Below are 23,434 nucleotides of genomic sequence, written 5' to 3'. Positions count from 1 at the left end.
TACGAGTACGCGGTGGTGTGTAGGCATAAGGCTAATCGTTTCGGCATTGCCGGGGCGCGGTGAATGGCGAGAAGACCGCCCCCTCGATGACCCCCCGCACCCGCACCCATACGTCTGCGCGCTAACCGCGGTGCCCGACGCCCGAACTACTCGGTGTCGACGTGCACATCAGCCAATTGGATCGAGACCAACGTCGGGAAGGGCAGCGAGCGATTTCGGAGCCCGATCGGGTGGACCCACCGACGCGTCGGGAACACCAGCCCGTCGGCCTCGATCGGTTCGACGCAATAGTGGGCGGCCCGTGCCCAGTGTCCGATCACCTCGGGTACATAGTCATGGCGGCGCAGCTGACCGTCACCATCGAAGTAGAAGGTCTGCCGGGGTGAGTGGGTGTCGATGGTCGCCGGGAAGCTGGCCCTGAGCCGGCGCCACGTCTGGTCCCCTTGCTGCCACGGTTGCGCCTCGCTGACCTCGACGCCTTCGCGCGTCAAAAGGTAAGGGGTGGTGAGGTAGTTCCACATCGCGTAGCCGGCGAAGTAGACCGAATCCAGCGGATCCCAACGGATGTTCCGCCGCAGGCCCGAGCGACCGAAGAACGCCGCGCGCGCGTTCGTTCGTGAACTCAGGATCTGGCCGTCGTCGCTTTCGATCCGCACCTGCGGGCGCTCGAAGACACCGCGTTGCCCGCCGCGCGGGAATGGGTCCAAGACCACCCGCTGCCGCGCAACGGTGACCGTGATGCGGTAGTCGGCTAGCCGATTTCCGGGGACGCGGGTCCGCAGCAGCAGGCCTCCCGTGCGCACCCGAGCGTGGATGGTTGCGGCGTTGCGCCAGCGGGTAAGACCCCCATGCGCGTCTAGCACCTCGTCCAACAGGGCGCTCATCACACGCGGCTCCGCGCTGGGGCCTGGTCGATGCTCATCGGTGTAATCGAACACCATTTCCGGCGGCCACGGATCGGGTCAGCAAAAGACGATCAGTGCTCGGGCCGCATCGGCGGATGACTCACATGCCGCCCGCGCAATCGAACCAGGCCTTCCACGACAATCGCACCGGCCAAGAACCCGCCCAACACCCAAAGGTGAGCGGGCGTCGTCGCGGCCGCATAGACCGTCATTGCCGCGAAAGACGCGACGCAGGCCACCGCACCCGTGACGGCCAGCACGCGGGTCAGGCGCGTGATGCGTAGTCGCAGCACCGCCAGGTTGACGGCAGCGAAGATGAGCAGAAATCCGGCCGATCCCATCAGGCTGATGCCTTCGATGTCAACGGCATTCACCACGACCAGGGTGCCGGCGGTCGTGGCCAGCAGGCCGCCGATGGGCCGATCCCACACCGGCTTTCCCAGGGCGGCCGGCAGTTCTCCATTGCGGGCCATCAGGTAGGTGAATTTTCCTGTGCCGTAGAGGGTTGCGTTGATCGCGCTGGCCGTGGAAATCACCGCGGCGATCCCGATCAGTTCGAAGCCGGCGGAGCCCAGGAACGGGCGTGCCGCGGCGGCCAGCGCGTAGTCGCGGTCGTGATCGATTTGCGCGACATCGAGATTGCCGACCGCGACGAACGCCACGAGCACGTACAGAACGATCACCACGCCGATCGAGATGAGGTATGCCAACGGCAGACTGCGACGTGGATTCCGGGCGTCCTCGGCGGCGTTTGCGATCAGCTCAAAACCCTCGTACCCCAAGAAGATCAATGCACCGGCGTAGACGATCACCCCGAAGGAGGGATAGTGGGCGGGCGAGACACGGCTGCCGTCGACGAAGGCCAGCCCCGCCACACAGAACAGCAGCAGGATCGCGAGCTTGCCGTACACCAGAAATGACTCGGCCCGGCCCACGATCTGCGCGCCGGCCAGGTTCAACGCGGCGAACGCCACCACCACTGCGCTGGCCAGGACGCGGCGCCAGGGCCCGTCCGGGTCGGCTCCCAGCAACACCGCCCCGTAGCTGCCGAAGGCCACCGCGTACAGCCCCAACATGACGAAATAGCTCAGCCACAGCAGCACGTTCAGTGGCCCACCGATCGCGGTGCCGAAGCACTTGTCCAGGAAGAACGCGGTGCCACCGCGGCTGCGAATCCGCACCGACAGCAACGAATAGGACCGTCCGGTCAGAGCCGCGATCACGCCGCCGGCTACGAAAGACAGGTAGGCGCCCGCGTCGGCGATCTGCACGGTCAACCCCAGAACCGAGAAGATCCCGCCACCAACCATGCCGCCGATACCGATCGACACCAGCGCGCTGACCCCAAGCTCACCCCCCTCATGTTGTCCACTTGCGCGTTGGCGCCCCGCCGGGGCAGGTCTGCTGCCCTTGGCCGGGGGCGACGCCGGCGCCGTCACTTGTCAGCGTTTCGAACAAGACTCGGGCGCCCGGGGGTTCGCTCGGGACGCACGTGGCGGTCGAGCCAGTAGTGGGTGACCAGCTTGACCCGGTCTTCGATGAGGAACCAGAACAGCGCGTATGCCCACACCAGTGCGGCCCAACGCCAGCCCAGCGGTGTCATGAGCGCACCGTAGACGGCGATCAGGGTGGCGACGGTCTGAGTGCCGATGACCGCGATCAACAGTATGGGTGCCGGCGCGGGCTTGGACCAGAACGCATGCCGGGTGCGGGTGACGAACACGGTCAGATGGCCCGATACCGACAGCTTGAGGAAGATCAGCGTGCGGATCAGGTCCTGATCCAGCCCAAAGACCTGTTTGGCCAGCGCCAGGAGCAGGAAGGTTTCGGCGACCCCCATGATGCCCAGCGCGGTGGCGATGGTGAGCACGCTGCGCATGTCCCAGGCGGCGGGCCGGTTCGCGCCCCGGACGTGGTCGTAGGCGATGGCCAAGATCGCGCCGTCGTTGAGCAGCGCCAGGAACACGATCATGACCGCGGTGACCGGGAAGAAGTTCATGAAGACGATCGCCAGAGTGATCAACAGCAGCACCCGGATCGTCTCGGCGATGCGGTATGTGGCGTAGTTGGTCATCCGGGCGAAGATCTCGCGGGCTTGGCGGATCGCGTGCACGATCACCGACAGCCCTTCGGCCAGCAACACGACGTCGGCGGCGGCGCGGGCGGCGTCGGTGGCCCCGGCAACGGCGATGCCGGCGTCGGCCTGTTTGAGCGCGGGGGCGTCGTTGACACCGTCACCGGTCATGCCCACGATGTGCCCGCGCCCCTGAAGCAGACGCACGATGCGGTACTTGTGTTCGGGAAACACCTGGGCGAACCCGTCGGCGGCTTCCACCCGAACTGTCAACTCGTCGTCGTCAACGGCGCTGTCGAGCGTGCCCGCGTCCAGGATCTTCTCCCCCAGCCCCACCTGACCGGCGATTTCGCGGCCGATCGCCACCTGGTCACCGGTGACCATTTTGACTTCGACACCCAGTTCCCTTGCCGCAGCGATGGTCTCGGCGGAGTCAGCACGCGGGGGGTCGGCCAGCGCCAGCACTCCCAGCAGCCTCCAGGTCTGGTCGCCATCGGTGCGGGCCACGCCAAGAGAGCGGTACCCGCGGCTGGCGAATCCGTCAACCACATCGCTGACCTGGCTGCTGGCCCCGTCTTGCCCGCACAACGCGGCGATGATCTGCGGTGCTCCTTTGCTCACCCGGAATCGCCGCCCGTCTGAGTCCTCGATGGCGGCTTCGGTGCGCTTGCTCACCGGGTCGAACGGGGTGAACCCCTGCACGTGCACTTCGGGCGGCGCACCCGCGGCGGCCAGCACGGCCAGATCGATGGCGTCGTTGTTCTCGGAGCGCGAAGCCATGGCGGCAACCCCGAGTAGATCGTGGTTGTCGACACCTGGTGCCGTCCACTGGGCCGTCAACGCCAGCCGGTTCTGGGTAAGAGTGCCGGTCTTGTCCGAGCACAGCAGGTCGACACCGCCGAGTTCCTCGACCGCGGGCAGATGGCTGACCACCGCCTGGTGCCGGGCCAACTTGCGGGCACCGACCGCCATGGTCACCGACAGCACCGCCGGCAATGCCACCGGCACCGAGGCGATGGTCACCACGAGCGCGAACTCCAGTGTCTCGAGCACCGCGTTGCCGCGGATCAGCGAGACCGCCACCGTCAACGCCACCAGCGCCGCGGCCAGCACGATCAGATAGTTGCCGATACGCAGCACCGCCCGCTGAAAGTGGCTGACCGTACCCGCCTCACCGACCAGCGCGGTGGTGCGCCCGAAATATGAGGCGGCGCCGGTCGCATAGACCACCGCGTCGGCTTCGCCGCGCACCAGTACCGAGCCCGAATACAAGACCTGCCCCTGCCCGCGCGACACGGCGAGCGATTCACCGGTCAGGGCCGATTGGTCCACCTCGAGCGTCACGTCATCGAGTACCCGCACGTCGGCGGGCACCACATCGCCAAGCCGGACCCGCACCACGTCGCCCGGTACCAGCTCCCGCAACGCAACGGTCACCCACGCGCGGTCCCGCAGCACCCGAGCCGAAGCGGCGAGTCGTTGCTTGAGCGCGGCGATTGCGTTGGCCGCCTGATGTTCTTCGACGAAGGCCACCCCGCCGTTCATCATCAGCAGCCCCGCGATGATCGCGGCATCGGTCCAGTGCCGAGCCGCCAGCGACAGCACCAGCGCCGCCTCGATCATCCATGGGATCGGGGCCCAGAAATATCCGAGGAAAACCAGCACCGGGTTGCGCCGCTGCTCGGCTATCTCGTTGGCGCCGTAACGCTGCAATCGCTGTGACGCCTCGGTCGCGGTCAAACCTTGTGCAGAGCTGTCCAATTCATCGAGCAGCTGTCCCAATGACAGTGTCGTCAGTTCGTCGGTGGCCTCCGTCACCCCTCGCACCTCCCACCTCGGTTTTCACACCGCCCCACGACCGCACAATCTGTTGAACCCACGCTCGCATCGCCGTTGCGCGCCGCAACAGGGCCGAATGACTCCATTCCACACCGATGTCGGCCATCCGTCACGCCGAGCCGCGCCCGCCTGGGCTTCGACACACCAAACAGCCGACCGTCGTGCCGGTTTGGCGGGATTCGAAGTCGGCCTGGAGGAAGAAGACCTCGTCAAGTCGGGACTATTTGCTCCTGACTCGGCTACCACGCACCGGATAGCGTCGACATTGCATCCACCGGCGCGCCCGGCCGGACGGGTGCGAGTCACTCGACGAGGAGGACAGCATGATTGAGGTATTGACGGATTTTCCTGACGAGGTAGCGGCATTCGTGTGTCACGGGCATGTCACCAAGGACGACTACGAGACGGTGGTCATCCCCGATATCGAGAAGCGGCTACTCAACCACGACAAGGTGCGCATCTACTACGAAATCGGTTCGGATTTCGGCGGCTTTGACCCTGGAGCCATGTGGGAGGACACCAAGCTGGGATTCAGCCACTTCCTCCGCTGGGAGCGGTTTGCCGTGGTCACCGACATCGAATGGATCAAGCAGACAGTGAAATTCGTCGGGTTCCTGATGCCCGGCGAGCTGCGCACCTTCACGCCGACGCAAGCCGAGGAAGCCCGCGCCTGGGTCAGCGCAGAATCCGCCTAGACCCACGCTCAACGCCGTTCGGGCGCGCTGGAGCAAAGGGCCTGTGCACCCGAGCGACTGGGCGTTACGGTGGTGTTTCAGCGAGGGATGGTGACCATCGATGGCTGAGGATGCTCCGTACACAACGCAGGCACACCCTGCCCAGCGGGGTGGCATTTCGGGTATCCCCGGCGAGCTCATCGATGCCGGATTCGAGAACGTCGCCGAAGTCGGACGCGGTGGCTTCGGCATCGTCTATCGCGCCTCCCAGCCGTCCCTGGATCGCACCGTCGCGGTCAAGGTCTTGACCGCTGACCTCGATCCGGACAACCTCGATCGGTTCCTGCGTGAACAACGCGCGATGGGCCGATTGTCCGGGCACCCGCACATCGTCACCATCCTCGAAGTCGGTACCACCGCGACCGGCCGTCCGTTCCTGGTAATGCCGTATCACCAGAACGACTCGCTGGAAGCGCTGGTCCGGCGCAACGGGCCGCTGGACTGGGGCGAGGTGGTACGGCTCGGGGTCAAGGTGGCTGGCGCCTTGGAAGCCGCGCACCGGGTAGGCACGCTGCATCGTGACGTCAAACCGGGAAACATCCTGATCTCCGATTACGGCGAGCCGCAACTCACCGACTTCGGCATCGCCCGGATCGCCGGAGGTTTCCAGACCTCGACGGGGGTGATCACGGGTTCCCCGGCTTTCACCGCCCCCGAGGTGCTCGAGGGTGCACCGCCGACGCCGCAGTCGGATGTGTATTCACTTGGTGCGACACTGTTTTCCGCCATCACCGGTCATGCCGCCTTCGAGCGCCGCCGCGGTGAAAAGGTGGTGGCCCAGTTTCTGCGGATCACCTCGCAACCGATCCCGAATCTGCGTGAGGAAGGCCTGCCGGCCGACGTGGCCTCGGTGATCGAAAAGGCGATGGCGCGCGATCCCGCGGATCGTCCCGACAGTGCCGCCGCGTTTGGTGAGCAACTTCGCCGAGTTCAGCGTGAGCATGGCGTCGCCGTCGACGATATGGCGCACCCAGTCGAGTTGGGGGCGCCCCGCAGCGATCTGGCCACCGCCCGGTCGACGTACGGACACGACACCCATGCCACCCCGGCACCGCCCACCCCAGCGACCAAGTATCGTCCCCAGGTTCCCGCCCGGTCGCGGGTCAGCCGTCGGCGGTTGACCGACGCGCTCAGCGCGGCCGGCCGGCGTCGGCTCATTCTGATCTACGCGCCCTCGGGGTACGGCAAGAGCACGCTGGCCGCCCAGTGGCGCGAAGAACTGGTGCGCGCGGGCGTCGCGGTCGCGTGGCTGACGATCGACGATGACGACAACAACCCCGTCTGGTTTCTGGCGCATCTGCTGGAGTCGATCCGGCGGGTGCATCCGAAGGTAGCCGAGTCACTGGACCACGTACTCGAGGAGCACGGCGATGACGGGAGCCGCTACCTACTGACGTCGATCATCGACGCCCTGCACGACGCCGACGAGCCGACCACCCTGATCGTCGACGATTGGCAGCGCGTGTCCGACAGCCAAACCATCGCCGCCCTGAGTTTTCTGCTCGAACACGGGTGCCATCACCTGCAGATCATCGTCACCAGCTGGTCCCGGACGGGACTGCCGTTGAGCAGACTGCGACTGGCCGATGAGCTGGTCGAGGTCGACTCGGCGGCTTTGCGTTTCGACTCCGGCGAGGCGACGTCATTCTTCGACAGCCTCGGTGGGTTATCGCTGACCGGCAACGATGTGGCCGCGCTTACCGAGTCAACCGATGGCTGGGCCGCCGGGCTGCAGCTGGCCGGGCTGTCCGTGCGAGGCGGCGCCGACGCGTCGACGCTGGTCGGCAAGCTCTGCGGCACCAGCGAGGTGATCGGTGAGTTCCTCGCCGAGAATGTCTTGGCCTCACTGGAACCCGAGATCGTCGATTTCGTCCTGGCCACCTCGATCCCCGAGCGAATATGCGCGGATCTGGCTTCGGCCCTGGCGCAGGTGCCCCGGGGCCAAGCGTTGCTGGAGCAGGTCGCCCAGCGTGGCCTGTTTCTGCAGCCGGTCGACGGCGAACCGGGCTGGTTTCACTACCACCAGATGTTCGCCGAGTTTCTGCGCCGCCGGCTCGAGCGCGACGATCCGCAGCGGGTCGCGCAGCTGCACCGCACCGCGGCGCTGTGGCTCAAAGAACACGACAGGCTCCACGATGCCGTCAAGCACGCGTTGGCCGCCGGCGATCCCGCTCTTGCCGTCGACTTCGTCGAGGATGACGAAACCAACCTGCTCGAACAGTCCAAGATGACGACCTTGCTCGAGATCGTCAAGAAGCTGCCGCCACGGCTGATCGTCTCCCGGGAGCGGCTGCAACTGGCCATCGCTTGGGCGAACATCCTGCTGCAACGCAAGGTGCCCGCCGACGCCGCGCTCAATCTGTTCACGAAGGCGCTCGATCACGCGGACCCGGCCACCCAAGCCGACCTGCGGGTGGAAGCCGATGTGCTACAGGCGGTCGCGGACACGTTCGCCGACCGCGTCGACCGGGTGGACACGCTTGTCGCCGAGGCACTCTCGAGGCCGCAAACGTTTCATCCGCGGGTGCCCGCGGTCGCCGGAAACGTATCGGCGTTCGCCGCGCTCTACCGGTTCCAGTTCGACCAAGTGCGCCGCCTCTTGGCGTGGGCGACACCCTACCGAGAGATGATGGGCCCGTTCGTCAGCGTGTACGCGCAGTGCTATCTGGGCTTGGCCGCCAAGTTTGCGCTCGATATTGCGACCGCGGTCGCCGAGTTCCGGCGAGCTGTGGAGATCGCGCAGAGTTGCGGAACGAACTCCAACGCGACGCGGATCGCCGGCGCCTTCCTCGGTGAGATGCTGCACGATGTCGGCGAATTGACCGAAGCCAAGCTCCTACTCGACGAGAGCTATCGGCTGGGCCCGGAGGGCGGCGGAGTGGACTACCTGGTAGCGCGGTTTGTGGCCGGCGCCAGAGTCAATGCGGCGCAAGGGGATTGCGCCGCAGCGTCGGAGCGGCTGGAGGCTGGGATGGCGGTCGCCGACCAGCTGCACCTACCGCGACTGTCAGCGGCGATCAACCACGAGCGGGTCAGGCTGGGCATCGGCCTCTCGCCGCCGGTTTCTGCCCGGCTGCGCGATACCCGCCACAACTCGAGTGACGACGGAATCGTCACGCTCACCTACGAACTCGACGAAGCGTCCGCCATTCGGTTGCTGTCGGCCAGCGGTTCGGAGCAGGACCGCGTTGACGCCCACCGACGCGCTCGCGATCTGTTGACCGGTATTGATGCCACGCTACGACCGTGGGCGGCGTTGCGCGCTCAGCTATTGCTGGCCGAAACGCTGCGCGCGGCGGGACTGCAGCCCGATCCGGAATCGGCCGGCCTCGCACAACGCTGCAACGAGCTGGGGCTGGTGCGCCTGGCTGTCGACGCCGGCCTCACCTAGTTTCGGGACCTAGTTTCGGGCACCGAAGCCGTCCAGGTTGCTGCTCACCGGAAGAACGGCGGTTGGATATCGACGATGCCGTTGCCGCCGGTCGCGTCGGCCACCGCCTTGTACGCGCGAGCGAGCGCGAGATTGAAGTTCCCGGCACCGGCGCTGGCCTGGGCATCGGTGACCAGTGCCCAGGCATTATTTCCGGCACCGATGGCCACACCGCCGTTGGCGGCGTTGACTTCGGCCAAGGTCGATGAGCCGATCGCCGCGGCCGTGTTGAAAACGCCGCCGCTGACGGCGGCGGTGCCCGCGGTTACCGCCGTGGCGCCATTGGCAATAGCGCTGCCACCACCGATGCCGAATACGGCGTTGAAGTCGCCGTGGGAGACGGCGGTGCCGCCGTCCATCGCCAGCGCGGGGTTGGCGGTGGCCACGTCGGCGTTCTGGATGTCGCTGATGGCCCAGGCCGAGTTGAAATTGCCGGTCACGACGCCGCTGGTGGTGTCGCCGGTGGCGGCGGAATCGGCGAAGTTGACGGTGCCCAAGCTGTTGCCGACCGCCCCGGCCACATTGAAGTCGCCCACGATGCTGGCGGTGGCGGTGCCGTTCAGGTTGGCGTTGGCGATGGCTTGGTTGACCTCGGCGTCGCTGTACTGGTCAAAGGCCCAGGCCCGGTTGAAGCTGCCGGTGGCGTCGGCGTTGGCAGCGCCGGTGAACGTCTGGGCGGTCACATCGTTGACCAGCGCGGCGCCGCCGCCGAAGGCTCCGACCGTGTTGAAGCTGCCGGTGGCTCCCGCGACGGCGTCCATACCGTCCGCGCGGGCGGTGTTGACTTCGGCGGCGCTGCCGTCGAAGGCCCAGGCGTTGTTGAAGCTGCCGTCCGCGCTCGCGGTGGCCCCGTTGTCGGCGCCCGCGGTGTTCACCGACGCGACACTGGCGCCGAAGGCTCCGGCCATGTTGAAGCCGCCGGAGGCGGCAGCGCCCCCAGTGACGTCGTTGACCGCCGCGAAACTGTCGGCCCCCATGGCGCAGGCACCGTTGAATACGCCGCCGCCGACCCGGGCGGTGCTGTTCTCGCCGACGGCGACCGCCAGCGAGCCAAAACTCGCGGTGGTGGCATTGGCACTGCCCCGCTGCAGCAGCTGCACCCCGCTGAACGACACGGCCAGATCCAGGTTCTGCGCGGCCGCGGCGTTGACGGCCTCGGCGGCGGTGTAGGCGGCCGCGCCCGAGTGCAAGCCCGCCACCAGCTGGCGATGAAACGCCGCCACCTGGGCGCTGAGGGTCTGATAGGTCTGGGCATGCGTGCCCAACAGCGACGCGATGGCCGTCGACACCTCATCGGCAGCCGCGGCCAGCAGATCGGTTGTCGGGACGGCGGCGAGGGCATTGGCCGCCGCGATCGTTGAACCGATGCCGGCCAGATCGGTGGCCGCAGCCGACACCGCCTCGGGCACCGCGCTCACGTACGACATCACGCGCCTCTCGTCGGCCCCGGTCAAGGCCTGGCTTCGCCCCCGGAAAGCACCCTGATGCTGAAGGCAGATCAGACGCCGATCGTAACGTCCCCCGGCCGGCCACCCGCGGCTTTTCGGCGGCGCCGCCTCAGCTCCCGGGGTGCTGCGCACCCCGCGCGCCCGCCCCATCGACCGGTTCGTCGTCGTCCTCGGCATCGGCCACGGTCAGCGGCAGCGCCAACTCCTCCAGCGGGCGCTGTTCGGCGGCGATGCCGAGCCAGAGTTCGACCAGGCCGGCCACGGCCATCACCGCGGCACCGATGATGAACGACCAGAACACCTGGCTACGCTGCCCGGACTCGATCAACTGACCGAACAGCAGCGGACCGCTGATACCGCCGATCGCGGTGCCCACCGCGTAGAAGAAGGCGATCGCCAGGGCTCGGGTCTCCATCGGGAAGATCTCGCTGACCGTCAGGTAGGCCGCGCTCGCACCCGCCGATGCCAGGAAGAACGCCGCCGCCAACACGATGATGAATGTCCAGACACCGCCGGTCTGGTTCACAAATATCACCGCGAGCACCACGGCAACCACCGCGGATCCGATGTAGGACATCGTGATCATGGGCTTGCGGCCGACGGTATCGAAGAGTCGCCCCAGCACCAGGGGCCCGACAAAGTTGCTCAGCGCCCACACGATGAAAAACAGCGGCACGTGTCCGGATTCGACACCGTAGAAACCACTTAGCAACGTGCCGAGATTGAACGTGACCCCGTTGTAGAGGAACGCCTGACCGATGAACAGCGCCAGCCCAAGAAAGGCCCGCCGCGGATAGCGGGTAAACGCGACCCGGGCGATCTCCCACAAGGAAATCCTTTGACGCTGACGTATCTTGAGCGGACGCCCCGGCGGGTCAGGTAACCGCTGGCCGGTGTCGCGTTCTACTTCCTCCTCGATCTCCCGAACGATCTGCTCGGCTTCCTGCTCACGCCCATGAATGAACAGCCAGCGTGGGCTTTCCGGGACGTTGCGCCGGACCAGCAACACAAAGATGCCGAAGATGGCACCCAAGCCGAAGGCGAGCCGCCACCCCATGTTGGGCGCGAAGTTCGAGGTGTCCAACAGGACCAGCGCTCCGGCTGCTCCAGCGGCCGAACCCAGCCAATAGGTGCCGTTGATGATCAGGTCAACACGGCCGCGCACGCGGGCGGGTATCAGTTCGTCGATCGCCGAGTTGATCGCGGCGTACTCTCCCCCGATGCCGGAGCCGGTGAAGAAACGCGCAATGAAGAAATACCAAGGTGCGAAGGCAAATGCGGTGGCCACGGTGGCCGTCAGGTACACCGCGAGGGTCAGCAGAAACAGGTTGCGCCGCCCGAAGCGGTCGGTGAGGTGGCCGAAGAACAGTGCCCCCAGGCAGGCCCCGGCGATGTAGAACGATGCCGCCACGCCGATCTGTGCGGGCGTCAGGTTGATGCCGCTGCCGTGCTCGGTCAGCCGCGCCGAAACGTTGCCGACCATGGTGACTTCGAGCCCGTCGAGGACCCACACGCCGCCAAGCCCGATCACGACGCGCCAGTGGAATCGTCCCCACGGCAACCGGTCCAGCCGTGCGGGTACGTGCGTCGAGATGGTCCCGGTTTGCGCGCGTGCGCTCATCGCTGACTCCGTTTCTGGGTGGGCAGTCGGGTACGCACCGGCGCGTATCGACAGGCCTCGAGCGCGACGTCTTCGGTGCCGGGACATACCGCGGGCTCACCGGAAACCAAAGGCGCCGTCCAGCGACATTAGCCAATCAATCGGCAAAACTCGTAGGCGACCTTCCGACCCGAGTCCGGGCGATCACGGTGCTGGCGGCCGCCGCGGGGCCCATCGGGGCGGGTGCGCTCCCGCGGGGCGCCACCAAGTGGTTAGCTTCGGGAATGCAACGCACACCCGAGTTGGCGCGGCGTTTATACGATCGCTTCGAACCCATCCACGCCGTCACCTATTTTGCTCCGGAGGCCCGGGCAGCCCTGGCCAACCTTGGGTACCGCGGATTTTGGATGGGCTATTTCGCCGCCCGATCGGCCCCGCTGGGCCAGGTGGCGCCGGAGGTCGTGACAGCCGCCTTCTACAACTTCGCACCCACACGGGTGGCCAAGGCCCTACCCGCGGCCTGGGACATCGCCGAGCCGCGGCTGGCGCTGCAGACTCGCCAAGATTCGGCGGTGGCTGCCCTAGGGCGTTACGGGCTCACCGACGACGACAACGTGCGCAGCGCTGCCCGGCTGGCCGGCAGCGCCGCCCGCCAGGCTTCGCTGGAGGGGCGCGCATTGTTTGCCGCCAATCGCGCCCTGCCGTGGCCAGAGGATCCGGTCGCGGCGTTGTGGCACGCAACGACCCTGCTGCGCGAGCATCGCGGGGACAGCCACGTAGCGGTGCTGGTGGCTGCCGGCGTCTCCGGACGCGAGTCAAATGTGTTCCACTGCGCGGCCGACGGGGTCCCCAACGACTACATGAAACTAACCCGCCACTATGACGACGCCGAGTGGCAAGCCTGTGTCAACAGCCTGGTCGGCCGCGGCCTGCTCACCGAAGAAGGATCGTTGGCGCCCGCCGGGCGCGAATTGCATGAGCACCTGGAGAACACCACCGATGCGCTGGCGCTGCGCGCCTTTGACGGTCTCGACGACGCCGAGCTGGACGCGTTGTTCCAGGCATTGACGCGGGTCGCAAAGACCGTGATTTCCGCGGGTGACCTGCCCTCGGTGACGCCGATGAGTATACGGCGCGACTTCTAGCGACTGCTCGGATCGCATGGTCGATAGGTGACCTCGCGCCGGCGAATCGCCGGACCGCGACAAGGCCCCTGTCCTCGTTGAACTTTCGCGCCCGATGCCGAAACCCGCTGCCACGCGGCCTCGTCGGGCATCCGTTCCCGCGACAGAACTCCGTTGTACAGCAGATGATTTCGGCTCGCCTGTCAACGCTAGTTCCAAACACCGACGCGCGCAACGGCGGTGCGGCCGAAGCACCCACCGATGACGCCCGCGCCGCTGTTCGCCGCATGCGCAGTCGCCGGGAACCGATAAGGTGGAATACATGGCCTGGCGTCGCTCAGCCGCCCCGATAGTGGCATACCTTGTGGTACTGATGGTGGCGGCCTGCAGTCCAGCGGCCGATTCGGGCTCACCGCCGTCAAGCAAGCGCTCCACCGCCAACACTGGAACCTCGATGCCGGCGCTCTTCTATGCCAAGGCGGGTTCGCTGTATGTGAGCGACCCCGCCGGAACCCCCGGACGCAAGCTCACCGACGGACCGGCCGACACGCAGCCGGCGCCGTCCCCCGACGGCACGCGGGTGGCGTATGTCCACAAGAACAGCGCCTCCGACTACGGCGGTGAGTTGTGGGTGCTCGATCTGACCGAGGATGCGCCGGCGGCGGCGCCCCACCGACTCGTGGACCCCGCCGCCCTCCCGCCGACCCCCGGGCATCGGCTCGGGCAGATCGTCAACCCGCGCTGGTCACCAACCGGCAAGCAGATCGCGTTCCTGCAGAACGACAGCAACGGCACCATGGCCGGCGGTCTACTGATCGTCGCGACCGCCGACACCGGCTCGGTGCTCTCGCCGCCGCAGCGCCCGGCCGCCGCCGATCAATACGCGTGGGCGCCGGGCGGCAACTACATCGCGTGGGCGAACGCGCGCAGCGACGTGTCCCCTATTGACGTCAATGCCCTCGAGGTCGGCGCGGCCTCGGCTCCGGTCGTGATGGACACCAACGCGTATTCGGTGACCTACGGCAGCGACGGTCGGTCGATCCTGTTCACCAACGGGGATGCCTCCGGTCCGAACTTCACCGAGATCCCGTTTGCGCTTCGCGACGGTGGCATCTATTCCGCCACCGCACCCGGCGGCACTGGCACCGATCCGGCTGGAGCTCCCAGGACGGTGTTCGCCAGAGCCGGCTCCTACTACTCCGATCTCGCGGCGCTGTCCTCCGGCGAGCTGGCTTTCACCGAAACCCGGAGCGGCGAAGGCGAATCCTCGAAAAGCCTGCAGGTTCTCGACGTCTCGGGCGGCGCGCCGCAAACGATTGCGGCCAACGTCGCAGCCGAGGTCCAGGGCCCCCGGTGGGGAGCCGGCGACGTGGTCGCCTACCTGGAGAGCTCACCGGGCAAGCCGCTGGTCATCACCGATCTGGACAAGCGCACGCGCCAACAGATCGACACCGGGGTGGATGCATTCGCCTGGCCACCCCAGGCCGCGACGGCAACCCGCGGCGGCTAGCGGTCACTTCCGCCCGGGCAGCTTCATCACCGTGCGCACGATCGGCAAGAGCGACTTCTGCCAGAGGGTGGGCGGGACGCCCATCGGCGGATCGAGGTTGAATACGCGAGCGGTGGCGATCGTCTGCGATTCGGTGTACTTGAGCAGCCCCTCGGGACCGTGCCTGCGGCCGACCCCGGAGATTCCCATGCCGCCCATCGGTGCGCTCAGGCTTCCCCAGGCGAAGGCATAGCCCTCGTTGACGTTCACCGTTCCCGACCGCAACCGGGAGGCGATCTTCTCCCCCTCGGCGGTCGAGCCCGCCCATACGCTGGCGTTGAGCCCGTATTCGGTGTCGTTGGCCCTCTCAACGGCCTCCTCGACGTCGGCAACCGGGTAGATCGAGACGAGCGGCCCAAACGTTTCGTTGTCCGCGCATTCCATTTCGTGGGTGACATCGGTCAGCACGGTCGGCTCGTAGAACAGCGGCCCGACATCGGGTCGAGCCTTGCCGCCCGCAATCACCTTGGCGCCCTTGGCCGTTGCGTCATCCACGTGGCCGGACACGGTCTTGAGCTGTCCCTCGGAGATCAAGCTGCCCATGTCGACCGAGAAGTCGTAGGCGGTACCGAGCTTCATGCCTCGCACCGCATCGCCGAACTTGCGGGTGAACTCGTCGGCGATGTCTTTCTCGACGTAGATCCGCTCGATGGAGATGCACAATTGGCCCGCGTTGGAGAAGCAGGCGCGGGTGGCCGCCTTGGCCACCTTGTCGAGGTTGACGCCGCGCGTCACGATCATCGCGTTCTTGCCGCCGAGTTCGGCCGAGAAACCGATGAGCCGACGGCCGGCGTGCTCGGCAAGCCGGCCGCCCGTCGCCGACGAACCGGTGAACATCAGGTAGTCGCAGTTATCGGCGATCGCGGTACCCACCACCGAGCCCGGGCCCGGCACAACCGCATACAACGCGCGCGGCAGGCCGGCCCGGTACAGCAGCTCGGCGCACGCCAGTGCGCAGTACGGCGTCTGGCTGTCCGGCTTGAGCACCACCGCATTACCCGCGATCAGCGCGGGAACCGAGTCCGACGCCGTGAGCGTCATGGGGTAATTCCATGGCGAAATCACCCCGACCACGCCTTTGGGCTGGTAGCCGACCGTGGTCTTGCCGATCCCGGGCAGCAGCGCCTGTACCGTGCGGGGCTTCAGCAGGCCCGCGGACACGCGTGCGTAGTAGTTGGCGTTGGCTACCAGGTCGACGACTTCCTCCTGCGCCGCCCAGCGCGCCTTGCCCGCCTCGGCCTGCAGCAGGTCCATCAGAAACTCGCGGTTCTCGATGACCAGGTCGCGGTAGCGGCGGATGACCTCCGCGCGTTCGCTGACCGGACGCTTCGCCCAGTTGGCTTGTGCCGCGCGAGCTTCGGCAAACGCTGCCTCGACGTCTTCGGCGGTGCCGACCGGGATGGTGGTCAACGGTTTGCCAGTAAAGACCTCGTCGATGGTCCGGGTCGGACGAGCATCGACGTCCTTGATCGCGGCAAGGCCCAGTAGACGCTCGAAGACCGCGGATGACGGAACAGGCATATCGCTACCTCTCGAAGACGCACAGATTCGTTGGACATTTATAGGGCAAATGTAAGCCAGTTGTAAGGCAACAGACTAGCCGCCGATGAATTTGCTCAACCCAATGGCGACGAGTAGCCCGAATCCGGCCAGGCACCGCCGCCGAGTCGCCGCGAGGCAGCTCAGCGCGGAGTCGGTGCCAGGAAGTGGAACGGCGCGGCCGGCTCGAACTTCTGCGACACATCGCCGCCCTGATCGTCGGGGACACCGACGGTGAGCTTCATCGGTTGCGCGCCGGGCGTCAGATCGACCTTGTCGAGATCGACCCAGATCACCGACGGGTTGATCACCGAGTCGAAGTAGTAGCGCCGGGCGTCGTGGTCGACCACCGATCGCCACAACGTAGGCGCGATGTTGGGCTTGTCGGGGTCACTCATACCCAGCGGCACGCCGATCGAGCGCATCTGCGAGAACACCGCCGCCACCGCTTGGCGCCGGTCACTGAATTGCGGTGACGCCTTCAGGGCGTAGCTGGCGCGCACGAAGCGGTCCGCGGAGGTGATGGTTCCCGGCAGCATGTTGTGCCCGCCGATCAGGTCCCAGTAGGTATTGATGGCAAGTTGCTGCTCGAATACCGGCGAATTCGTCAACACAGTGTGGTCACGACTGTGGTGGATCACCAGCTTGGCGTCGAGGTACTCGAAGATCGCCGAATCGCCACCGGCGTCGGACAACGCGACATGCACCGAGGCGGCACGTCCGTTCGGCGCGTCGGCCGAGACCACCATCATCGGATCGGCGCTCATCGCCTCGACCGCCTCAGCGACGGTGCCGAAATTGTCGAGCAGGTATTGCAGCCAGGCCCCCACCGAGACCGTCGGCTTGGACCGGGCGCCCTGGTCGCCGTAATCGGACTCGGTCAGGTAGAGCAGGTTGCCCACCATCCCCGCTTCGTTGACGCCGTCGGAGGTCGCCAGTTCGTAGACGCTCAGGATGACCGAGCCGTACTTCGAGGTCCACGTGATCGACCCCGCCCCCACCCCGCCGTCGCGGCGCATGCCGCGGGGAAACACCCAGCAGTCCGTCTGCATGTCCAGGTCGTTCCAGTCCATGCCGCGTCCGGTGACGTAGGTCCCCGTGCCGGTCTTGTAGAGAATGCGGGTACACATGCGACTCCCGTTCCTGAAGCGACTGACCACGAAACCGGTTCTGGGTCAAGCTGATCCCGAACAAGCCGTCGTCATCGACCAACCAGTGCCGATGCTTTGGCGTCGAACCCAATTATGGACCTTCGCAGTTCTGACCCGACCGCGGGCGGCACCGCCCCGATCCGGTCGAGCATCCGCCGGCGCACAAAGCCAGAAACCCAACGGCCAAAACACTGTCCCACCCGTCTCACCCGACACTAGAGTGCTGTTTCGTGGGCATTAACGTCTTCGGCAATGGCCGGGGCCGGTGGTTGGCATTCGCGGCCTCGCTGGCCTTGTCGGCCGCCATGATCTACGCCCAGAACGCCAAGCCTCCCTGTTGTGTCGAGCCGCCGGCGGTCGCTCCGGTGTCCCCCGCATCCCCGGCACCCGCACCGGTCAGCGCGCCGCACACCGCCAGTCCGGTGGAGGCCCAATCGCTGGCGGCGAACGCGCCGGTGGCAGCTCAGGAATTCCAGTTCTCGCTGCCCTCCGGTGTCGCGCCGGAAAGTGGGTTGCAGGTCAAGACCATCTGGGCGGCCCGCGCCATCAGCGTCTTGTTTCCTCAGATCACCACCATCGGCGGGTTCCGGCAGGATCCGTTGAAGTGGCATCCCAACGGGTTGGCCATCGACGTGATGATCCCCGACCACGGCAGCCCCGCGGGAATCGAGCTGGGCAACCAGATCGCCGGCTACGCGTTGGCCAACGCCAAGCGCTGGGGTGTGCTTCACGTGATCTGGCGGCAGAAGATCTACCCGGGCATCGGGGCGCCGAGCTGGACGGCGGACTACGGCTCCGAAACGCTCAACCACTACGACCACGTGCATATCGCCACCGACGGCGGCGGATACCCGACCGGCCAAGAGACCTACTTCATCGGGTCGATGAAGCCGACGCCGCGGGAATGATCGATTCGGCGCTGCCCGCCGTCGCCGTGCTGCCGCGGCGGTGTCGCGGCAGCAGATATTCATGAAGCGATTCACTCTCCGGTGCGATACTCGCAGGCATCAGGCCGGCTGGAAACCAATGGGGGAAGCGCGACCATGAGTGATGTCATTCTGCCCGCGGCCCAGGCGGCCACCGCAGCCACGAATGTCGGCGATGTGCGCACCGGAATGAGTTCCGATGCGCTGCGTCAGGCGATCGAAGACCACCTGCGCTATTCGCTCGGGCGTCCCGCGGCCCTGCTGGAGCCCAAGCACTACTACCGGGCGCTCGCGCTGGCCGTGCGCGATCGGATGCAGCAGCGCTGGATCGAGACCACCCAGACCTATCTGGATCTCTCGCGCAAAGTGGCCTGTTACCTGTCGGCGGAGTTTCTGCTCGGGCCGCACTTGGGCAACAACTTGCTCAACCTGCAGATCGAGGAGGAGGCGCGCGCCGCGCTGACCGCGCTGGGGCAAGACTTTGACGAGGTACTGGCCTGCGAGGAGGAGCCCGGCCTGGGCAATGGAGGGTTGGGCCGGCTCGCGGCCTGCTATCTGGACTCGCTGGCCACCCTGCAGCGCCCGGCGGTCGGCTACGGGATCCGCTACGAGTTCGGCATCTTCGACCAGGAGATCCGCGACGGCTGGCAGGTGGAGAAGACCGACAACTGGCTGGCCGACGGCAATCCCTGGGAGATCGTCAAACCCGAACTGAACTACCGGGTCGGCTGGGGCGGCCGCACCGAGTCCTACATCGATGAGCGGGACAGATACCGGGTGCGCTGGATTCCCCAGCGCGCGGTCAAGGGCGTCTACTACGGCACGCCCATTCAGGGCTACGGAGTCAACACCTGCAACACCCTCACGCTGTGGAGCGCCCGGGCCATCCAGTCACTGGCGCTGGATGCGTTCAACGCCGGCGACTATTACCGGGCGGTCGATGACCAGGTGGTGTCCGAAACCGTCACCAAGGTGCTCTACCCCAACGATGAGCCGGAAGTCGGCAAACAACTGCGGCTGGCCCAGCAGTATTTCTTTGTGTCCTGTTCGCTGCAGGACATCCTGCACCTGCTCGAGGACTTCGCCGGCTTGCCCGTGCAGGAGCTGCCCAACCGCGTGGCGATTCAACTCAACGACACCCACCCCTCGATCGCCGTGGCCGAGCTGATGCGGCTGCTGGTCGATGAACGTGACCTGGATTGGGAGGAGGCCTGGCGGATCACCGTGGCGTCGCTGGCCTACACCAATCACACCCTGTTGCCGGAAGCTCTCGAAACCTGGCCCCTGTCGATGTTTGAGCGGTTCCTGCCGCGACATCTGGAGATCATCTACGAGATCAACCGGCGTTTCCTCGACGAGGTGCGGGCACGGTTTCCCGGCGATGAGAACCGGGTCCGGCGGATGTCGCTGATCGGTGAGGACGGCGACCGGAGCATCCGAATGGCGCATCTGGCGACCGTGGGCAGCCACGCGGTCAACGGTGTCGCGGCGCTGCACTCCGAGCTGTTGAAAACCACTGTGCTCAAAGACTTCTACGAGATGTGGCCGCAGCGATTCAGCAACAAGACCAACGGGGTGACCCCGCGCCGATTCGTTGCCCTGGCCAATCCCGGCCTGCGCAAACTGCTCGATGAAACACTCGGCCCGGGGTGGTTGCGCAACCTGGACCGCTTGAGCGAGCTGGCGCCGTTGGCCGGTGATTCGGCATTTCAGCAGCGGTGGCGGGCCGTCAAACGGACCAACAAGGCCCGGCTATCGGATCATGTGCGGTCCTGCACCGGTATCGAGCTCGACCCGGACTGGCTTTTCGACATCCAGGTCAAGCGCATCCACGAATACAAGCGCCAGCACCTCAACGTGCTGCACATCATCACCGCCTACCACCGGCTCAAACTCAATCCGGATCTGGAAATCGCTCCGCGCGCATACATTTTCGGCGGCAAGGCCGCACCCGGCTACATCATGGCCAAACTCATCATCAAACTGATCAACTCCGTCGCGGATATCGTCAACTCCGATCCCGACGTCAACGACCGGATGAAGGTCGCGTTCATCCCGAACTTCAATGTGCAAAGCGGCCAGCTGATCTATCCGGCGGCCGACCTCTCCGAGCAGATCTCCACGGCCGGCAAGGAAGCATCCGGCACGGGCAACATGAAGTTCATGATGAATGGTGCACTGACCATCGGCACCCTCGACGGGGCCAACGTCGAGATCCGGGAGCAGGTGGGCGCGCAGAATTTCTTCCTGTTCGGCCTGACCGTCCCGGACGTGCAGCGCGTTCTTGCCAAGGGCTATCGTCCCCGCGACTACATCCGCGAAAACACCGAACTGGCCGCGGCGCTGGAGCTGATCGGCGCGGGAACATTCTCCGGCGCTGACCCGGAGGTGTTTACGCCGCTGGTCGCCAACCTGACCGAGCGGGATCCGTTCTTGGTCAATGCCGACTACGCCGACTACCTGCGCGCCCAGCAGGAAGTCAGCACCACCTGGCAAGACACCGAAAGCTGGACCCGCAAGTCCATTCTCAACTCCGCCTACAGCGGGAAGTTCTCCTCGGATCGCGCGATTGCCGAGTATTGCGATGATATCTGGAACATCACTGCGGTGACGATCGGTGCCCCCAGTGGCTGATCATCACGGGTACTGCAACAGCACGGCGGGCCGCCTCCCATCCAGCTCGGCACACGGACCTCGCACCCAGCCCCTTCGACGCGACGTGACACCGTCAAGCACGGCCCGCTGGTCAGTGGGTCTGGTCACGCGTGTGACTCGCGAGGTGCGCCGTCATCTCGGTAACGACGGAACGGCCTTGCCCGCGAGGAGATTCCTGTGCGGCCGCCACCAGCAGGTCGACGGCGTGTGAGATCCCGGCTGCGATCTCCGCAACATCGGGCACATTGTCCGGACACGCGCATACGCTGACATCCAACTGCTTGCCACGGGAGGTCAGCGCAATGTTTAGACCACTTCCCTCTGCCAGTGGACCCACAGTATGCACACCCACGACTTTGCCGCCGGCACAGTACGTTAGCGCTGGATCCAGAGGAATATAGGACACGCTGCCATGGCAGATCGGCGTGAGCCGCCGTCGCAGGCCCGAATACGTGTAGAGCCCCATGCCGACGTGAGCCGCAGGCGACGGGATCAGCGACGCAACTAGTTCTAAATCAATTGCGGCAACGCGCCTCCCGCCCCCTTTTCCCCGGACCGCGCTCAGTCTCTCGGTCGCAGTATGCAGGTTGGCGAGAATCTGCACAGGATCATCGAGGTGGACGGGGATGCGAAGCCTGCCGGCAGCCAGTACTTTGCCGATTCCACTGTGAGCCTTAGCTGGCAACGAAAAGGGCATTCGCATCAGCAGCGGATGGTCCGGCACCTTTGCGTGCCGCTGCAACCACGTACGCAATGACATGGTGCAGGCAGCCAAAACGACGTTGATGACGCTGCCCCCGAACGCTTCGCTGACAGCCTTCACGTCTGCCAGCAGGATCGTGTCGAACGCCACCGAACGCCGCCTGGTCAACGGCGCATTGAGCACGGTATTCGGCACTGGCCCACTTATCGAGGGCAGCTGCGAGTCCGTGCGAGTCGGCGTACGGCCTTCGAGCAGTCGACCATGGACAGACTGCAGGACACCGGACACTGCCGCGGTGATCAGGCGCATACCAATGAGGTGGTTCTCGAGAACCTCGGTCACCACGTCGGTCACCAACCCGACGACCGACGGCGCCGAGCCCAAACTCGGCTCGGCTGACACTCTCATCGCCGGATCAGCATCCGGCCCCGCACTCAACAATCGAGGCCACAAGGACGCCGCTCCCCCAACCCCATCGTTGAGAACGGGCGACATCCTCACCGCGAGCGCCCACCGGTCTCCTTCGAGACCGTCGATACTCCACGCTTCCCAGAGTCGGCTACGGCAATCCGGGCGCTCGGCGCTCAGATCCGCGATCAGGTCGGCTAACTCACGGCGGGTGCCGGGAGCGCGAACCGTAGCGCTGTGAATCTGCGAAGAAGGGTCGAAGTCGTCGATCTCGGCCCAAATGGGCTGGCCCACGTTGAGCGGCTTGGTCACCAGCCGGCTGCGAAATCGTGCCAACTGCGGCAACGCCGTGGCTACATGTTGTTGTAGCCGTTGATGGCTGAGGTTCGCCGAGGCATCAATGACGACCACGGTGACCGTATGCGCGGGCGCCTTCCAGCTCTGTGCGTGTAGAGACAGCCCATCGGCTCTCGACAATCGTGTAACCACCAGCACACCCTCCAATGGGGATAAGCTGTGCCGTCTTATTCCCTTTCACATCAAGGCCTTCGATCCTGGCGCGCGGCACGGGCCGAAGCACAATAGGCTGAACCGCACGCGGCCCGTCACGAACTCTGGAAGCGTTGTTCTCCATCTTCGGTCGCGCGGACGCTGGGACATGACCCAATCCGCAATCCGGCACGAAACAACGCCGATGCGTTTCACCATACTCCGATCACTGGCGCGAAACACGCCGAACTTCCAGGGCGAAGCATTGCCGGCGCATCCCTGTCGAGGATCAGCTCAGTCGTGTCGCGCAACATGGGCCTGGACGCCCCACTGGGTGCGTTCCCCGACGCACCTCGACGAGCGTCAAGGCCTACCGGCCGCGGTGCGCAGATACGCCTGCCCATCCTCGCCTACGCCACGGCAAGCGGTCGGAGGTTGCGCTGAATGACGGCGTCATACGCTCCGACGACCGGAGCCCATTTGGGCGGCAACCATCAAGCTGCACAGTAGTTTTCAAGGCTCCACCTAGGGGGTCGACGCGCGCACCGCAGCTGTGGACGTATCAAGACTCCGCAAGTCATAGGCGTGGAAACCAACCGGATCCATAAGTTCGACGCCACCGCGGTGATACTCGCAACCATTGTGATCCTGGCTGAGGTGGCGCCCATTAGTGAATGCGACCCGCCAACTTGTCCGGCCCAGCTGCCACGTCGAGACTGGCAATCCCCCCGGCTTCGCCGCAACCGAAACTCAATCTCCGCCCAGTGGATTTCCGTGTGATAGCCGCGGCTTTCGCAGTAGGAACAACGACACTCGGCAGACGCGGTCCTGCCATACCGCGGCAAACACCGATGCGCACA

General features: G+C 65.9%; 14 protein-coding genes. 6 read left to right on the top strand and 8 right to left on the bottom strand.

What is annotated here, in order from left to right:
• Nucleotides 1-146: 146 nt before the first annotated feature.
• From CCUG20998_RS12430 to CCUG20998_RS12420, 3 genes are all read right to left on the bottom strand, one after another.
• The gene (locus CCUG20998_RS12430) at nt 147-884 is read right to left on the bottom strand and encodes a hypothetical protein (protein WP_036455891.1); all 738 of its coding nucleotides are present in this window, start codon (nt 882-884) and stop codon (nt 147-149) included.
• A 92-nt stretch (nt 885-976) separates the two neighbouring features.
• Nucleotides 977-2,344 (bottom strand): APC family permease, encoded by a 1,368-nt coding sequence (locus CCUG20998_RS12425; RefSeq protein WP_036455644.1) that lies wholly within the window; start codon nt 2,342-2,344, stop codon nt 977-979.
• Nucleotides 2,341-4,797, bottom strand: coding sequence for a plasma-membrane proton-efflux P-type ATPase (locus CCUG20998_RS12420; protein WP_020728853.1), 2,457 nt, complete (start codon nt 4,795-4,797; stop codon nt 2,341-2,343). The genes CCUG20998_RS12425 and CCUG20998_RS12420 overlap by 4 nt, the downstream gene beginning before the upstream one ends.
• Before the next feature lie 344 nt (nt 4,798-5,141).
• On the opposite strand from CCUG20998_RS12420, the gene CCUG20998_RS12415 reads away from it, so the two are divergent.
• Both CCUG20998_RS12415 and CCUG20998_RS12410 read left to right on the top strand, forming a co-directional pair.
• A complete protein-coding gene (locus CCUG20998_RS12415) occupies nt 5,142-5,513 on the top strand; it encodes a SpoIIAA family protein (RefSeq protein ID WP_020728852.1) in 372 nt (123 codons plus the stop codon).
• 100 nt (nt 5,514-5,613) lie between these two features.
• Nucleotides 5,614-8,943, top strand: a complete 3,330-nt coding sequence (locus tag CCUG20998_RS12410; RefSeq protein WP_020728851.1) for a serine/threonine-protein kinase — start codon at nt 5,614-5,616, stop codon at nt 8,941-8,943.
• Nucleotides 8,944-8,987: 44 nt separating this feature from the next.
• Here CCUG20998_RS12410 and CCUG20998_RS29065 read toward each other — a convergent pair whose 3' ends face one another.
• Nucleotides 8,988-10,409: a PE family protein gene (locus tag CCUG20998_RS29065; RefSeq protein ID WP_036455889.1), complete on the bottom strand. Its 1,422-nt coding sequence runs from the start codon at nt 10,407-10,409 to the stop codon at nt 8,988-8,990.
• A 130-nt stretch (nt 10,410-10,539) separates the two neighbouring features.
• Nucleotides 10,540-12,051, bottom strand: a complete 1,512-nt coding sequence (locus CCUG20998_RS12400; RefSeq protein WP_020728849.1) for an MFS transporter — start codon at nt 12,049-12,051, stop codon at nt 10,540-10,542.
• A gap of 263 nt (nt 12,052-12,314) precedes the next feature.
• On the opposite strand from CCUG20998_RS12400, the gene CCUG20998_RS12395 reads away from it, so the two are divergent.
• Together CCUG20998_RS12395 and CCUG20998_RS12390 are read left to right on the top strand one after the other, a co-directional pair.
• Nucleotides 12,315-13,175 (top strand): SCO6745 family protein, encoded by an 861-nt coding sequence (locus tag CCUG20998_RS12395; protein ID WP_020728848.1) that lies wholly within the window; start codon nt 12,315-12,317, stop codon nt 13,173-13,175.
• Nucleotides 13,176-13,476: 301 nt separating this feature from the next.
• Nucleotides 13,477-14,664 carry a TolB-like translocation protein gene (locus tag CCUG20998_RS12390; protein ID WP_172607131.1) on the top strand — a complete coding sequence of 396 codons (1,188 nt, stop codon included), beginning with the start codon at nt 13,477-13,479 and terminating at the stop codon, nt 14,662-14,664.
• A 3-nt stretch (nt 14,665-14,667) separates the two neighbouring features.
• Here CCUG20998_RS12390 and CCUG20998_RS12385 read toward each other — a convergent pair whose 3' ends face one another.
• Together CCUG20998_RS12385 and CCUG20998_RS12380 are read right to left on the bottom strand one after the other, a co-directional pair.
• Nucleotides 14,668-16,224 (bottom strand): succinic semialdehyde dehydrogenase, encoded by a 1,557-nt coding sequence (locus CCUG20998_RS12385; RefSeq protein ID WP_020728846.1) that lies wholly within the window; start codon nt 16,222-16,224, stop codon nt 14,668-14,670.
• A 161-nt stretch (nt 16,225-16,385) separates the two neighbouring features.
• Nucleotides 16,386-17,372, bottom strand: coding sequence for a linear amide C-N hydrolase (locus CCUG20998_RS12380; RefSeq protein WP_020728845.1), 987 nt, complete (start codon nt 17,370-17,372; stop codon nt 16,386-16,388).
• 251 nt (nt 17,373-17,623) lie between these two features.
• Here CCUG20998_RS12380 and CCUG20998_RS12375 point away from each other — a divergent pair, with 251 nt between their 5' ends.
• Both CCUG20998_RS12375 and CCUG20998_RS12370 read left to right on the top strand, forming a co-directional pair.
• Nucleotides 17,624-18,301, top strand: a complete 678-nt coding sequence (locus tag CCUG20998_RS12375) for a VldE C-terminal domain-containing protein (RefSeq protein WP_020728843.1) — start codon at nt 17,624-17,626, stop codon at nt 18,299-18,301.
• Nucleotides 18,302-18,508: 207 nt separating this feature from the next.
• Entirely contained in the window at nt 18,509-20,953 is a 2,445-nt protein-coding gene (locus tag CCUG20998_RS12370) for a glycogen/starch/alpha-glucan phosphorylase (protein WP_103654036.1), read from the top strand.
• Nucleotides 20,954-21,065: 112 nt separating this feature from the next.
• On the opposite strand, the gene CCUG20998_RS12365 is transcribed toward CCUG20998_RS12370, so the two are convergent.
• Nucleotides 21,066-22,580 (bottom strand): wax ester/triacylglycerol synthase domain-containing protein, encoded by a 1,515-nt coding sequence (locus CCUG20998_RS12365; protein WP_051173361.1) that lies wholly within the window; start codon nt 22,578-22,580, stop codon nt 21,066-21,068.
• Nucleotides 22,581-23,434 lie beyond the last annotated feature (854 nt).

It is taken from the genome of Mycobacterium marinum (assembly GCF_003391395.1).
In the GTDB taxonomy this organism is placed as follows: Bacteria; Actinomycetota; Actinomycetes; order Mycobacteriales; family Mycobacteriaceae; genus Mycobacterium; species Mycobacterium marinum.
Note: the sequence above shows the minus strand (reverse complement) of the source record. Positions and strands in the feature narration are given on the sequence as shown.

Bases quoted from the DNA above. Each gene is read 5' to 3' on its own strand.
- CCUG20998_RS12380 (WP_020728845.1), bottom strand. From the start codon at position 17,372: ATGTGTACCCGCATTCTCTACAAGACCGGCACGGGGACCTACGTCACC.
- CCUG20998_RS12410 (WP_020728851.1), top strand. From the start codon at position 5,614: ATGGCTGAGGATGCTCCGTACACAACGCAGGCACACCCTGCCCAGCGG.
- CCUG20998_RS29065 (WP_036455889.1), bottom strand. From the start codon at position 10,409: ATGTCGTACGTGAGCGCGGTGCCCGAGGCGGTGTCGGCTGCGGCCACC.
- CCUG20998_RS12370 (WP_103654036.1), top strand. From the start codon at position 18,509: ATGAGTTCCGATGCGCTGCGTCAGGCGATCGAAGACCACCTGCGCTAT.
- CCUG20998_RS12385 (WP_020728846.1), bottom strand. From the start codon at position 16,224: ATGCCTGTTCCGTCATCCGCGGTCTTCGAGCGTCTACTGGGCCTTGCC.
- CCUG20998_RS12395 (WP_020728848.1), top strand. From the start codon at position 12,315: ATGCAACGCACACCCGAGTTGGCGCGGCGTTTATACGATCGCTTCGAA.
- CCUG20998_RS12390 (WP_172607131.1), top strand. From the start codon at position 13,477: ATGGCCTGGCGTCGCTCAGCCGCCCCGATAGTGGCATACCTTGTGGTA.
- CCUG20998_RS12430 (WP_036455891.1), bottom strand. From the start codon at position 884: ATGAGCGCCCTGTTGGACGAGGTGCTAGACGCGCATGGGGGTCTTACC.
- CCUG20998_RS12400 (WP_020728849.1), bottom strand. From the start codon at position 12,051: ATGAGCGCACGCGCGCAAACCGGGACCATCTCGACGCACGTACCCGCA.
- CCUG20998_RS12415 (WP_020728852.1), top strand. From the start codon at position 5,142: ATGATTGAGGTATTGACGGATTTTCCTGACGAGGTAGCGGCATTCGTG.